At 54.3% G+C, this 13379-nt stretch carries 11 protein-coding genes and 2 tRNA genes; 2 read left to right on the top strand and 11 right to left on the bottom strand.

What is annotated here, in order from left to right; genetic code table 11:
* Positions 1–52 precede the first annotated feature (52 nt).
* The 10 genes from infB to rlmE all read right to left on the bottom strand — a co-directional run bounded on the left by infB (position 53) and on the right by rlmE (position 10677).
* Positions 53–2740, bottom strand: a complete 2688-nt coding sequence (infB, locus tag HP564_RS11760) for a translation initiation factor IF-2 (RefSeq protein ID WP_371243198.1) — start codon at positions 2738–2740, stop codon at positions 53–55.
* 17 nt (positions 2741–2757) lie between these two features.
* Entirely contained in the window at positions 2758–4245 is a 1488-nt protein-coding gene (nusA, locus tag HP564_RS11755) for a transcription termination factor NusA (RefSeq protein ID WP_371243196.1), read from the bottom strand.
* Positions 4246–4269: 24 nt separating this feature from the next.
* Positions 4270–4722 carry a ribosome maturation factor RimP gene (gene rimP / locus HP564_RS11750; protein ID WP_371243194.1) on the bottom strand — a complete coding sequence of 151 codons (453 nt, stop codon included), beginning with the start codon at positions 4720–4722 and terminating at the stop codon, positions 4270–4272.
* A 209-nt stretch (positions 4723–4931) separates the two neighbouring features.
* Positions 4932–5008, bottom strand: a tRNA-Met gene (locus tag HP564_RS11745).
* A gap of 58 nt (positions 5009–5066) precedes the next feature.
* Positions 5067–5153: transfer RNA gene (locus HP564_RS11740), tRNA-Leu, on the bottom strand.
* Between the two features lie 49 nt (positions 5154–5202).
* The gene (gene secG, locus HP564_RS11735; protein ID WP_371243192.1) at positions 5203–5535 is read right to left on the bottom strand and encodes a preprotein translocase subunit SecG; all 333 of its coding nucleotides are present in this window, start codon (positions 5533–5535) and stop codon (positions 5203–5205) included.
* Positions 5536–5750: 215 nt separating this feature from the next.
* Positions 5751–7085 (bottom strand): phosphoglucosamine mutase, encoded by a 1335-nt coding sequence (gene glmM / locus HP564_RS11730; RefSeq protein WP_371243190.1) that lies wholly within the window; start codon positions 7083–7085, stop codon positions 5751–5753.
* Positions 7086–7092: 7 nt separating this feature from the next.
* Complete coding sequence (gene folP / locus HP564_RS11725) at positions 7093–7926, bottom strand: dihydropteroate synthase (protein ID WP_371243188.1); 834 nt, start codon at positions 7924–7926, stop codon at positions 7093–7095.
* Positions 7927–8009: 83 nt separating this feature from the next.
* Positions 8010–9935 carry an ATP-dependent zinc metalloprotease FtsH gene (gene ftsH / locus HP564_RS11720; RefSeq protein ID WP_081136888.1) on the bottom strand — a complete coding sequence of 642 codons (1926 nt, stop codon included), beginning with the start codon at positions 9933–9935 and terminating at the stop codon, positions 8010–8012.
* Between the two features lie 112 nt (positions 9936–10047).
* On the bottom strand, positions 10048–10677 hold the full coding sequence (gene rlmE, locus HP564_RS11715; RefSeq protein ID WP_371243185.1) for a 23S rRNA (uridine(2552)-2'-O)-methyltransferase RlmE: 630 nt from the start codon (positions 10675–10677) through the stop codon (positions 10048–10050).
* Between the two features lie 126 nt (positions 10678–10803).
* Between rlmE and yhbY the strand changes: the two genes are divergently transcribed.
* Complete coding sequence (gene yhbY / locus HP564_RS11710; protein ID WP_371243183.1) at positions 10804–11097, top strand: ribosome assembly RNA-binding protein YhbY; 294 nt, start codon at positions 10804–10806, stop codon at positions 11095–11097.
* 120 nt (positions 11098–11217) lie between these two features.
* On the opposite strand, the gene greA is transcribed toward yhbY, so the two are convergent.
* Complete coding sequence (greA, locus tag HP564_RS11705; protein WP_371243181.1) at positions 11218–11694, bottom strand: transcription elongation factor GreA; 477 nt, start codon at positions 11692–11694, stop codon at positions 11218–11220.
* Positions 11695–11943: 249 nt separating this feature from the next.
* Here greA and dacB point away from each other — a divergent pair, with 249 nt between their 5' ends.
* Positions 11944–13377 carry a serine-type D-Ala-D-Ala carboxypeptidase gene (gene dacB, locus HP564_RS11700; RefSeq protein WP_371243179.1) on the top strand — a complete coding sequence of 478 codons (1434 nt, stop codon included), beginning with the start codon at positions 11944–11946 and terminating at the stop codon, positions 13375–13377.
* Positions 13378–13379 lie beyond the last annotated feature (2 nt).

Below are 13379 nucleotides of genomic sequence, written 5' to 3'. Positions count from 1 at the left end.
AAATAATTCGGGAGGCCAGCGGCCTCCCAAATTGCAATCCATCGTTTAATACTTAGTCGATGGTGCGCTTAACTTCAATGACTTCGAACACTTCGATCATATCGCCAACGCGAACGTCGTTGTAGTTCTTCACGCCGATACCACACTCCATGCCGTTACGCACTTCGTTGACGTCATCTTTGAAGCGACGCAGAGATTCCAGCTCGCCTTCATAGATAACCACGTTGTCGCGCAGAACGCGGATCGGGTTGTGACGCTTGATGTTGCCTTCGGTAACCATACAGCCCGCAATCGCGCCGAATTTCGGTGACTTGAACACGTCACGCACTTCAGCCAGACCGATAATCTGCTGTTTGAATTCCGGAGCCAGCATACCGCTCATCGCTGCTTTTACTTCATCAATCAGGTTATAGATGACGGAGTAGTAACGCAGGTCAACGCTTTCAGCATCAATGACGCGACGTGCAGAGGCATCGGCACGCACGTTAAAGCCAAGGATGATGGCATTAGAGGCGGCAGCCAGCGTGGCGTCGGTTTCGGTGATGCCCCCTACGCCCGAACCAATAATCTTCACCTTCACTTCGTCGGTGGAGAGTTTCAGCAGCGAGTCGGAGATGGCTTCTACGGAACCCTGTACGTCGGACTTCAGGACGATGTTCAGCTCGGAAACTTCGCCTTCGGTCATGTTGGCGAACATGTTTTCCAGCTTCGCCTTCTGCTGACGCGCCAGCTTCACTTCGCGGAACTTGCCCTGACGGTAGAGTGCCACTTCACGCGCTTTCTTCTCGTCACGTACGACAGTAGCTTCATCACCCGCTGCTGGCACGCCAGACAGGCCGAGGATTTCCACTGGAATGGACGGACCTGCTTCCAGCACTTCGCGACCCAGTTCGTCACGCATCGCACGCACACGGCCATATTCAAAACCGCACAGCACGATGTCGCCCTTGTTCAGCGTACCTTCGCGTACCAGCACGGTAGCAACCGGACCACGACCTTTATCCAGGAAGGATTCGATCACCACGCCGCTCGCCATACCTTCGCGGATAGCGGTCAGCTCCAGAACTTCCGCCTGCAGCAGGATTACATTCAACAGGTCATCGATACCCGTACCGGCTTTTGCAGAGACGTTGACGAACATGTTTTCGCCGCCCCACTCTTCCGGAATGATGCCGTACTGGGTCAGCTCGTTCTTCACGCGATCCGGATCGGCTTCTGGCTTATCGATTTTGTTCACCGCAACCACAACCGGCACACCGGCCGCTTTCGCGTGCTGGATAGCTTCGATGGTCTGTGGCATCACGCCGTCGTCAGCCGCAACCACGAGAATAACGATGTCAGTCGCCTGTGCACCACGTGCACGCATTGCGGTAAACGCGGCGTGGCCCGGGGTATCCAGGAAGGTGATCATGCCGTTGTCAGTTTCGACGTGGTAGGCACCGATGTGCTGGGTAATACCGCCCGCTTCGCCAGAGGCGACTTTGGTTGAACGGATGTAGTCCAGCAGTGAGGTTTTACCGTGGTCAACGTGACCCATGATGGTCACGACCGGCGCGCGCGATTCCTGCGCAGCATCGGTATCACGGTCACTCATTACCGCTTCTTCCAGCTCGTTCTCGCGGCGCAGGATCACTTTGTGACCCATCTCTTCCGCAACCAGCTGGGCTGTTTCCTGGTCGATAACCTGGTTGATGGTTGCCATCGCGCCCATCTTCATCATCGCTTTGATGACCTGCGAACCTTTCACCGCCATTTTGTTAGCCAGTTCGGCTACGGTGATGGTTTCGCCGATGATGACGTCACGGTTAACAACCTGAGCAGGTTTGTTGAAGCCTTGCTGCAGAGCGCTTGGTTTACGGTGTTTACCACCTTTGCCGCCGCGAACCTGCGCACGAGCTTCTTCACGATCGGTCTTGGCTTCAGAGTGCTTGTTTCCTTTTTTCGCCGGACGTGTCGCCTTCGCCGTGGTACGCGCACGTGCGCGGCCCGCTTCTACCTGGCGGTCGTTTTCGTCTTCGGCCTGGCGGGCATGAGTTGAGGTAGTGACGTGATAGTCGCCTTTATCCTCTTCCTCAGGTTTCTCCCACTCAGCTGATTTCTCTTCGGCCAGACGGCGCGCTTCTTCAGCGACGCGGCGAGCGTCTTCTTCCAGCTTACGGCGCGCTTCCTCTTCCGCTTTACGCTTCAGTTCAGCCGCTTCCGCTTCGCGACGGGCTTTATCAGACTGCGCAGCCTTGGTCATATCGTCGGTTTGATGATTCGTCACTTTTTCTTTTTCCGCTGCTTCACGCTTCGCCTTTTCAGCGGCTTCGCGCTTGGCTTTCTCTTCGGCTTCACGTTGCGCTTTTTCTTCAGCTTCGCGACGGGCTTGTTCTTCTGCCTCGCGTTGCGCCTTTTCTTCCGCTTCACGCTGAGCCTGGGCTTCTGCTTCTGCCTGTTCAGCTTCTGCATCACCTTTTACATAGGTGCGCTTTTTGCGGACTTCGATTTGCACCGATTTACTTTTACCCCCGGTGCCTGGGATATTCAAGGTACTGCGTGTCTTACGCTGCAATGTTAACTTGCCTGAGCCGGTCTGACCATGCTCGCGATTGAGGTGAGACAGTAAAGTTTCTTTCTCTTGCTGCGTGACCGCGTCGTTCTCCGACTTGCGGATCCCTGCGTCAGCAAATTGCTGAACCAGGCGATCGACCGGGGTCTGAATCTCTGCGGCCAGCGATTTTACGGTTACATCTGTCATGCTGTTCCTTCCTGTTATTACGCGTCATCGCCGAACCAGCAGATATTTCGCGCAGCCATAATCAGCGCGCCGGCTTGTTCATCGTTCAGCCCTTCAATATCTGTCAGGTCGTCGACACCTTGCTCAGCGAGATCTTCCAGCGTGCAAACGCCTTTCGCTGCCAGGCGATACGCCAGCGCACGATCGAGACCCTCAAGATTCAGAAGATCCTCAGCAGGCTCCTGATTTCCACGGCTCTCTTCTTTCGCCAGCGCCAGGGTGGTTAACGCATTTTTGGCTCGTTCACGCAGGGCTTCTACGGTCTCTTCGTCCAGACCATCAACGTCCAGCAGCTCGTTGATTGGCACGTATGCCAGCTCTTCCAGCGAAGAGAAGCCCTCTTCCACCAGTACGGTGGCGAACTCTTCGTCGATGTCGAGATGTTTAGTAAACATATCAATAGCAGCATGCGCTTCGGCCTGGTGTTTCGCCTGCAGATCATCGACGGTCATCACGTTCAGCTCCCAACCGCTTAGCTGGGAAGCCAGACGCACGTTTTGGCCGTTACGGCCAATCGCCTGAGCCAGATTGCCGGCTTCAACAGCGATATCCATGGTGTGGTTATCTTCATCAACCACAATTGACGCCACGTCGGCCGGAGCCATGGCGTTAATTACAAACTGCGCCGGGTTATCGTCCCACAGCACAATATCAATACGCTCGCCGCCAAGTTCGCTTGAGACCGCCTGGACGCGCGCGCCGCGCATACCAACACAAGCACCAACCGGATCGATACGTTTGTCATTGGTTTTCACCGCAATTTTAGCGCGTGAACCCGGATCGCGAGCCGCCGCTTTGATTTCGATGACTTCTTCGCCAATTTCTGGCACCTCGATGCGGAACAGTTCGATCAGCATCTCCGGCTTAGAACGCGTCACAAACAGTTGCGCGCCGCGCGCTTCCGGACGTACGGCGTAAAGCACGCCGCGAATGCGGTCGCCTGGGCGGAAGTTTTCACGCGGCAGCATATCTTCACGCAGAATCACGGCTTCAGCATTGCTGCCGAGGTCCAGCGTAATGTTGTCGCGATTTACCTTCTTCACCACGCCAGTGATGATATCACCTTCGTGTTGACGGAATTGATCGACCACCATCGCACGCTCAGCTTCGCGCACTTTCTGCACGATAACCTGCTTCGCCGTCTGGGTAGTGATACGGTCAAAGGTGACCGATTCGATCTGGTCTTCAACATAGTCGCCCAGATTGAACGCTTCATCCTCGAAGCGAGCTGCTTCCAGCGTAATCTCACGCGTCGGCTGGGTCACTTCTTCTACGATTTCCCAACGACGGAAAGTATCGAAGTCGCCGCTTTTGCGATCGATGCTGACGCGAACGTCAATCTCTTGCTCATACTTCTTCTTTGTTGCAGTTGCCAGCGCGCTCTCCAGCGCTTCGAAGATTTTCTCACGCGGCAGGGCTTTTTCGTTAGAAACGGCTTCTACAACAGCTAAGATCTCTTTGTTCATCCTGGTTAGCCTCAATCCGGACTTTTAAAAGTGGGGGACCAGGTTCGCTTTCTGAATATTACTCAGCGCGAACACCTCATCTTTACCCTCAACGGTCACCGTGATCATCTCGCCTTCAACCGACTTGATGATGCCCTGCCATTTGCGACGGTTTTGTACCGCCATGCGCAGAACCAGACTGACTTCTTCGCCTGCAAACCGCTCATAGTGTTCGGCGGTAAACATAGGGCGATCCAGTCCCGGTGAGGAGACTTCAAGGTTGTAAGGCACAGTGATGGGATCTTCCACATCAAACACCGCGCTTACCTGGTGGCTGACATCCGCGCAATCGTCGACATTGATGCCATCTTCACTATCAATATAGATGCGCAGGGTTGATGTGCGACCGCGAACGAATTCAATACCAACCAGTTCGTAGCCGAGCGCTTCTACCGGAGCCGATACCAACTCTGTCAATTTTTGCTCTAATGTGGACAAGCCCACCCCCAAGACATAAAAAAAGGGCTTAATAGCCCAGTGATGCGATTTCCTGATAACAAAAAACCCCGAAAATTCGGGGCTTTTTGTGACTGGACCCTGTACGCCGCTATGCGGCTCGGCACCGTCCAGAAGAATTTTTTTCAAAACTCACTGCGATGCGCCCGTCGATGCATACAGTATATTTGAAAAAGAACTCTAAGGGAAAGTGGTTGCGGGGGCCGGATTTGAACCGACGACCTTCGGGTTATGAGCCCGACGAGCTACCAGGCTGCTCCACCCCGCGTCCGAAAACGTGACGAATGTTACGCTGATCTTGCGATATTTGCAAGTAAAACCAGATTTGGTACCGAGGACGGGACTTGAACCCGTAAGCCCAATCGGGCACTACCACCTCAAGGTAGCGTGTCTACCAATTCCACCACCTCGGCACTTCATGGACAGCGACCTGAGTCTGTCGCGTCGCAAGCATTGACGAACTTATTTCGGGATATCGTTACCCGGCGCGGCCGGTTGTGCAGGCTGACTCTGTGTTGACTGAGCCGGCGCAGACAGATTTTCCCACTCGCTTCCCTTCGAAGTCTTATTGGTGTTCAGGTTACCCAGAACCAGGCTGATGATGAAGAACAGTGCCGCGAGAATGCCGGTCATGCGAGTCATAAAATTACCTGAACCCGTAGAACCAAACAGCGTTGCGGATGCGCCTGCACCGAATGAGGCTCCCATATCAGCGCCTTTACCTTGCTGCAGCATAATCAGACCCACAAGGGCGATGGCCACAATAAGGAAAATAACTAAAAGAGCTTCGTACATAATCAACCTGTTCCTTGCGCGATAATCGCACAGTTAAGCTTCAGCCAGTATAGATGGGCCGTGTCGTCATCACCCATCAGAAGCGGGTGTGAATACTAACCAAAGGTGTACCCCTCTGCAAGCGCAATTTTCGTTGATACAGCTGACTGCGGAAAAAAGCGCCATCCTGATGATTTTAACGGCGGTTCGGCGCAAAACCGACCGCCGTTTGCGGCTTAAACGGCTTTCACCTGCTCGGCAATACGATGTGCCAGTTCAGTGACCTGCGCTTCATTTTCACCTTCGACCATCACACGAATAAGCGGCTCGGTGCCCGATTTACGCAGCAGCACGCGTCCGCGCCCTGCCAGCGTTTTTTCGACTTCCGCCGTGACGCTTTTTACCGCGTCATCTTCCAGCGGATCGCCCGATCCACTAAAGCGCACATTGACCAGCACCTGCGGCAGCATTTTCATGCCGCTGCATAGATCATGCAGGCTCATATGGTTACGTACCATCGCAGTAAGTACCTGCAAACTTGCAACAATGCCGTCGCCGGTGGTGGTTTTATCCAACAGAATAACGTGACCGGAGTTTTCTGCACCGAGACGCCACTGCTTCTCTTTCATCTTCTCCAGCACGTAGCGGTCGCCAACTTTGGCACGAGCAAAAGGAATACCCAGCTGCTTCAGCGCCAGCTCAAGGCCCATATTGCTCATCAGCGTGCCAACCACCCCGCCACGCAGCTGCCCCTGACGTAAGCCTTCACGTGCGATGATATAGAGGATTTGATCGCCATCTACTTTCGCGCCCAGATGATCTACCATCATGATGCGATCGCCATCGCCATCATAGGCCAGTCCCAGGTCGGCCTTCTCTGCCAGCACGCGCTGCTGCAGCATACGCAAGTCGGTCGCACCACACTCCTTATTGATATTCATACCATCCGGCTGCGTCGCGATGGCGATGACGGTTGCGCCCAGTTCACGCAATACATTCGGCGCAATGTGATAGGTAGCACCGTTGGCGCAATCGACCACAATCTTCAGACCGTTCAGGCTCAGTTCACTGGGGAAAGTGCCTTTGCAAAATTCGATATAACGCCCTGCGGCGTCCACAATGCGGCTGGCGCGACCCAGTTCGGCGGATTCAACGCAGGTGAGCGGCTTCTCCATCTCCAGCTCTATCGCCTCTTCAACCTCATCCGGTAGCTTGGTGCCCTCCGCAGAGAAGAATTTAATGCCGTTATCGTCAAACGGATTATGGGAGGCAGAGATCACAATACCGGCTTCCGCACGAAAGGTGCGCGTCAGATAGGCGATGGCAGGCGTCGGCATTGGGCCGGTAAACGCCGCAGACAGTCCCGCCGCGGCCAGACCAGCTTCCAGTGCCGATTCCAGCATATAACCTGAGATACGGGTATCTTTGCCAATCAGCACTTTTTTAGAGCCGTGGCGCGCCAGCACCTTACCGGCCGCCCAGCCCAGCTTCAGTACAAAGTCAGGGGTGATAGGCGCTTCGCCAACCTTGCCGCGAATACCATCTGTGCCGAAATATTTACGATTACTCATGCCTTATTTATCCTTTTGCTCGCTGTGTCGCTTCGACAACGCGCATCGCCTCGACCGTCTCTTTTACATCATGCACACGAATGATCTGCGCACCCTGCATAGCGGCAATTGTCGCGCAGGTCAGGCTGCCCGTCAGGCGCTGCGAGGGGCCAACATTCAGCAGCTGACCAATCATTGACTTACGCGACATGCCTACCAGCAGCGGCAGTTCAAAGTGGTGAAAATGGCTCAAATGAGCCAGCAGCTCATAATTGTGGCTGAGATTCTTACCGAAACCGAAGCCAGGGTCGAGCAGCAGATTGGCTTTTTTCATTCCGGCGGCTTCGCAGCGAGCAATCTGCTCGACGAAGTAAGCATCCACTTCGCTCACTACATTTTGATATTCCGGAGCCTGCTGCATGGTGCGTGGCTCGCCCTGCATATGCATCAGGCAGACAGGCAGATTTGCCTCGACGGCGGCTTGCAGCGCGCCCGGCTCAGATAAGGAACGAATGTCGTTAATGATGTGAGCACCTGCTCGCGCTGCTTCACGGATCACGTCAGCCTTTGAGGTATCGACAGAGATCCAGACTTCAAAACGCTGAGCTATCGCTTCGACCACAGGAATCACGCGCGCCAGCTCTTCCTCAACGCTGACCTCATCTGCGCCCGGCCGGGTTGACTCACCACCGACGTCAATGATGGTTGCCCCTGCATTCACCATCTCATTGGTGTGCGTCAGCGCCTCTACCAGCGAATTATGCTTTCCACCATCAGAGAAGGAGTCCGGCGTGACATTTAAAATACCCATCACATGGGGAAAAGAGAGATCGAGATGGGCATCACGGGCGTACAACTTCATGGGGAACGTCTCCTCTGACTTCCTGATTTACGGATGTAAAAAACCCCGGACCAGCCGGGGTTTTTATAAGGGTAAAAACCCTGTTATTTGTCGAACTGCTCTGACATGGTGTTGCCAGGGTTCGGCGTACGCGGTTCATCGACCGGACGCGGCGCCTTTGGCGTGCCGTTGCTGTCGGAGTTGCTGCCCGGATCTTCCCAACCAGCTGGCGGACGCACTTCACGGCGTGCCATCAGGTCATCAATCTGCGGTGCATCAATGGTTTCATACTTCATCAGCGCATCTTTCATCGCATGAAGAATGTCCATGTTCTCGCCCAGAATACGGCGAGCGCGCTGGTAGTTACTGTCGATCAGGTGCTTAACTTCCTGGTCAATAATGCGCGCCGTCTCATCGGACATGTGTTTCGCTTTTGCCACCGAGCGGCCAAGGAACACTTCACCCTCTTCTTCTGCATAGAGCAACGGTCCCAGCTTCTCCGAGAAGCCCCACTGCGTCACCATATTACGCGCCAGGTTAGTGGCCACTTTGATGTCGTTAGAGGCACCGGTGGAAACATGTTCTGCACCGTAGATAATCTCTTCGGCCAGACGACCGCCGTACAGGGTAGAGATCTGGCTTTCCAGCTTCTGACGGCTGGCGCTGATTGCATCACCCTCTGGCAGGAAGAAAGTCACACCCAGCGCACGACCGCGCGGAATGATGGTGACCTTGTGCACCGGATCGTGTTCCGGTACCAGACGACCGATAATGGCATGGCCCGCTTCGTGGTAGGCGGTAGATTCTTTCTGCGCTTCCGTCATCACCATGGAGCGACGTTCCGCACCCATCATGATTTTGTCTTTCGCTTTCTCGAACTCAACCATCGACACCACACGCTTATTGCCGCGTGCCGCAAACAGCGCCGCTTCATTCACCAGGTTGGCGAGATCCGCACCAGAGAAACCCGGCGTACCGCGCGCGATGATGCCTGCGTCGATATCCGTTGCCAGCGGAACGCGACGCATATGCACTTTCAGAATCTGCTCACGGCCACGCACGTCTGGCAGCCCTACCACAACCTGACGGTCAAAACGGCCTGGACGCAGCAGCGCCGGGTCAAGAACGTCTGGACGGTTAGTTGCCGCAATAACGATGATGCCTTCATTGCCTTCAAAGCCATCCATCTCAACCAGCATCTGGTTCAGCGTCTGCTCACGCTCATCGTGACCACCGCCTAAACCTGCCCCACGCTGACGGCCTACGGCGTCAATCTCATCGATAAAGATGATGCAGGGTGCAGCTTTCTTTGCCTGTTCGAACATGTCACGCACGCGAGATGCACCGACACCCACAAACATTTCAACGAAATCAGAACCGGAAATGGTAAAGAAGGGCACTTTGGCTTCGCCTGCAATCGCTTTCGCCAGCAGGGTCTTACCGGTACCCGGCGGGCCCACCATCAGCACGCCTTTCGGAATCTTACCGCCCAGCTTCTGGAAGCGGCTCGGTTCACGCAGGTATTCAACCAGCTCGCCAACTTCCTCTTTCGCTTCGTCACAGCCTGCAACGTCGGCAAAAGTGGTTTTGATCTGGTCTTCCGTCAGCATACGGGCTTTGCTCTTGCCAAAGGACATTGCGCCTTTGCCGCCGCCGCCCTGCATCTGCCGCATAAAGAAGATCCATACGCCAATCAGCAGCAGCATCGGGAACCAGGAGATGAAGATTGAAGCCAGCAGGCTCGGCTCTTCCGGCGGTTCGCCAACCACTTTGACGTTTTTCGTCAACAGGTTATCGAGTAACTTGGGATCATTGACAGGAATGTAGGTGGTATATTTATTACTGTCTTTCTTGATTACGTTAATCTCACGCCCGTTAATACGTGCCTCGCGGACCTGATCCTGGTTCACTTCCGACAGGAAGGTTGAATAATCAACCCTACGGCCATTTGACTCGCTGGGCCCAAAGCTCTGGAATACTGACATCAGCACGACCGCGATGACTAACCAGAGAATCAGGTTTTTCGCCATGTCACTCAAGGGATTAACCTCATATTACAACGGTGTTAACAGACAGCGTAGGGTACTATATATCCTTCATACATGGAATCGCGGCTGGTGGGCTGCAACTTCATCAATTGGGCTATAGTTTGCGCCCTGTCGCCACAATGTACACTTCGCGCGAACGTGAGCGCGAAGCGTCTGGCTTACGAATTTTCACTTTCGTAAACAGGGAGCGAATTTCCCGGAGGTATTCATCGAAGCCATCTCCCTGAAACACTTTCACTACAAAACTACCGCCTGGTGCCAGAATATCCCGACACATTTCGAGCGCCAGTTCAACCAGATACATCGAACGGGGAATATCCACTGCCGGTGTACCACTCATGTTGGGTGCCATATCTGACATGACGACCTGGACTTTTTGGTCGCCTACACGTTCAAGCAGCGCTTTAATGACCGATTCTTCACGAAAATCGCCCTGAAGAAAATCGACCCCCACAATAGGATCCATAGGGAGAATATCGCAGGCGATAATTCGTCCAGAAGAGCCAATCTGCTGCACCACGTACTGTGACCAGCCGCCCGGTGCTGCACCCAGATCTACCACGGTCATACCGGGTTTGAAAAGCTTGTCACCCTGTTGTATTTCATCAAGTTTAAACCAGGCGCGCGAACGCAACCCTTTTTTCTGTGCCTGAAGCACATATTTATCGCTAAAGTGTTCCTGTAACCAGCGGCTGGAGCTGGCCGAACGCTTTTTACCCGTCATAATTTTCTCAACTAAATCGTCATCGCAGCGATAAACCTGCACGCAATGGGTTGCGTTGATTTGGTGATAACCCCGAGATGGCGGTAGAATGAACCGTTTTCAATCCCTGAGTAAGCAAAAAATACGATGAATCTAAGTACCAAACAAAAACAGCACCTCAAAGGCCTTGCCCATCCACTGAAAGCCGTGGTGATGCTGGGCGGCAACGGCCTGACTGAAGGCGTGCTGGCCGAAATCGAATCCGCACTGGATCATCACGAACTGATCAAGGTAAAAATCGCCTCGGAAGATCGTGAAACCAAACAGCTCATCGTGGAGGCTATCGTGCGTGAAACCAAAGCCTGTAACGTTCAGGTGATTGGTAAAACGCTGGTGCTGTATCGCCCTTCTAAAGAGAGCAAGATCTCTCTGCCGCGTTAAGCGAACGCCGGGATCCGGCCAGAGAAATTGCCATGCTCCCGCATGGGATAAAAGGCCGCATCGCGGCCTTTTTCCATTCTTTACATTAAGCTGTAACGCCTTTCAAAGCGTAGCTCTCTCTTAAAGGTATTCCACTTTAAGAATTTCGTACTCAACATCACCACCCGGGGTTTTGATAACGGTCACATCATCCACTTCTTTACCAACCAGGCCGCGCGCCATGGGTGAGTTCACCGAAATCAGATTTTGCTTAAAATCCGCTTCGTCATCGCCCACGATGCGATAGGTTGATTCTTCATCCGTGTCGGTGTTGAGCACGGTTACGGTCGCGCCAAAAATAACGCGCCCCGTATTTGGCATCGTAGTGACGTCAATCACCTGCGCATTAGAAAGTTTGGCTTCAATTTCCTGAATACGCCCTTCGCAAAAGCCCTGCTCTTCGCGCGCAGCATGATACTCTGCGTTCTCTTTCAGATCGCCGTGCTCACGAGCTTCGGCGATTGAGGCGATGATGCGCGGGCGCTTTACCGTTTTCAGTTCGTTCAGCTCTTCGCGCAGCTTTTCAGCGCCCCTTAACGTCATCGGAATCTGATTCATTTAAGCTCCTCGCTTTTTTCCTGTTTTAACGGCGTCATCCTGACCAGCGTCCACAGAAAAACCGGTTCTGCAGGGCCTGACCCCCGTTTTGCAAATAAAAGAATCCTGACCCGGAAAAGCTTCCAGGCCAGAATGTGGTTTTGCATTTTGATACGTATTTTAACCCAGAGTTCCCTGTTGGTCATCGTTTACTTTGCACCGTAACGGGACGTAGTATTGACGCCCTCACCTGCCAGTTAACGCGAGATTATGCGATTTTCACGACTTGTTACCGGACTAACCTGTGCATTTATGCTGCAAGCACAAGCAGCGCCCGTTGATGAATACATGCAGTACTTGCCAGATGGTGCCAATCTGGCGTTGATGGTGCAGAAAGTGGGTGCCAGCACACCGATAATCGATTATCACGGCAAACAGATGGCCCTGCCCGCCAGCACCATGAAGGTGATTACCGCGCTGGCGGCGCTGCTGGAGCTGGGTGGCGACTATCGCTTTCAGACCACGCTGGAAACCAAAGGGGCCATCAGCAACGGGACGCTGGATGGCGACCTGGTGGCGCGCTTTGCGGGCGATCCGACGCTGAGCCGCCAGGATTTGCGTAATATGGTTGCCGCGCTGAAGAAACAGGGCGTCACCCATATCAAAGGCAATCTGGTCATCGATACCTCGGTGTTTGCCAGCCATGACATGGCCCCGGGCTGGCCGTGGAACGATCTGACGCAATGCTTTAGCGCACCGCCGGGCGCAGCGATTGTCGATAAAAACTGTTTTTCCGTTTCGCTCTACAGCGCCTCTGCGCCAGGGGAAACAGCTTTCGTGCGCATCGCCTCTTATTACCCAGCCCATATGTTTAGTCAGGTACGCACCATTGGCCGCAACAGCGGTGAAGGCCAGTACTGCGAGCTGGATGTCGTACCGGGCGAGCTGAACCGCTATACGCTGACCGGCTGTATGCGCCAGCGCGCCGAGCCCTTGCCGCTGGCGTTCGCCGTGCAGGATGATGCAGCCTGGGCTGGCGAGATCCTCAAGCAGGAGCTGCGCCAGGCCGATATCGACTATAGCGGTCATCTGGTGCGTCAGACCCAGGTGACGTCGCCAGGGACGGTGCTGGCCTCAACGCAGTCTGCGCCACTGCACACGCTGTTGCATACTATGCTGAAAAAGTCGGACAACATGATCGCCGACACGGTCTTCCGGACCATTGGCCATCACTATTTCAACGTGCCGGGCACCTTCCGTGCCGGTTCAGACGCTATCCGTCGCATACTGCGCGAGAAAGCGAATATCGACATGGGCAACAGCATTCAGGTAGATGGTTCAGGCTTGTCGCGCCACGATCTGATTGCGCCAGAGACCATGATGCAGGTGCTGCAGTACATTGCCAAAAACGACGCGACGCTGGACTATATCTCTATGCTGCCGCGGGCGGGATATGACGGCACGCTGCAATACCGCGGGGGTTTGCACGAAGCAGGCGTTGACGGCAAAGTGTCAGCGAAAACCGGCTCGTTGCAGGGCGTCTATAATCTGGCCGGCTTTATTACCACTGCCAGCGGCGCACGCGTCGCCTTTGTGCAGTTCTTGTCAGGCTATGCGGTGCCGCCAGAAGATCAACGCACGCGCCGTATTCCGCTGGTCCGCTTTGAAAGCCGTCTCTATCGGGACATCTATCAGAACAATTAGCG

The sequence above is a fragment of the Pantoea sp. KPR_PJ genome (assembly GCF_041386365.1).
In the GTDB taxonomy this organism is placed as follows: Bacteria; Pseudomonadota; Gammaproteobacteria; order Enterobacterales; family Enterobacteriaceae; genus Pantoea.
This window is presented reverse-complemented; position numbering and strand designations above follow the sequence as displayed.

Coding starts and splice junctions, on each gene's coding strand:
- infB (WP_371243198.1), bottom strand. CDS start 2,740: ATGACAGATGTAACCGTAAAATCGCTGGCCGCAGAGATTCAGACCCCG.
- nusA (WP_371243196.1), bottom strand. CDS start 4,245: ATGAACAAAGAGATCTTAGCTGTTGTAGAAGCCGTTTCTAACGAAAAA.
- secG (WP_371243192.1), bottom strand. CDS start 5,535: ATGTACGAAGCTCTTTTAGTTATTTTCCTTATTGTGGCCATCGCCCTT.
- glmM (WP_371243190.1), bottom strand. CDS start 7,085: ATGAGTAATCGTAAATATTTCGGCACAGATGGTATTCGCGGCAAGGTT.
- folP (WP_371243188.1), bottom strand. CDS start 7,926: ATGAAGTTGTACGCCCGTGATGCCCATCTCGATCTCTCTTTTCCCCAT.
- ftsH (WP_081136888.1), bottom strand. CDS start 9,935: ATGGCGAAAAACCTGATTCTCTGGTTAGTCATCGCGGTCGTGCTGATG.
- rlmE (WP_371243185.1), bottom strand. CDS start 10,677: ATGACGGGTAAAAAGCGTTCGGCCAGCTCCAGCCGCTGGTTACAGGAA.
- yhbY (WP_371243183.1), top strand. CDS start 10,804: ATGAATCTAAGTACCAAACAAAAACAGCACCTCAAAGGCCTTGCCCAT.
- greA (WP_371243181.1), bottom strand. CDS start 11,694: ATGAATCAGATTCCGATGACGTTAAGGGGCGCTGAAAAGCTGCGCGAA.
- dacB (WP_371243179.1), top strand. CDS start 11,944: ATGCGATTTTCACGACTTGTTACCGGACTAACCTGTGCATTTATGCTG.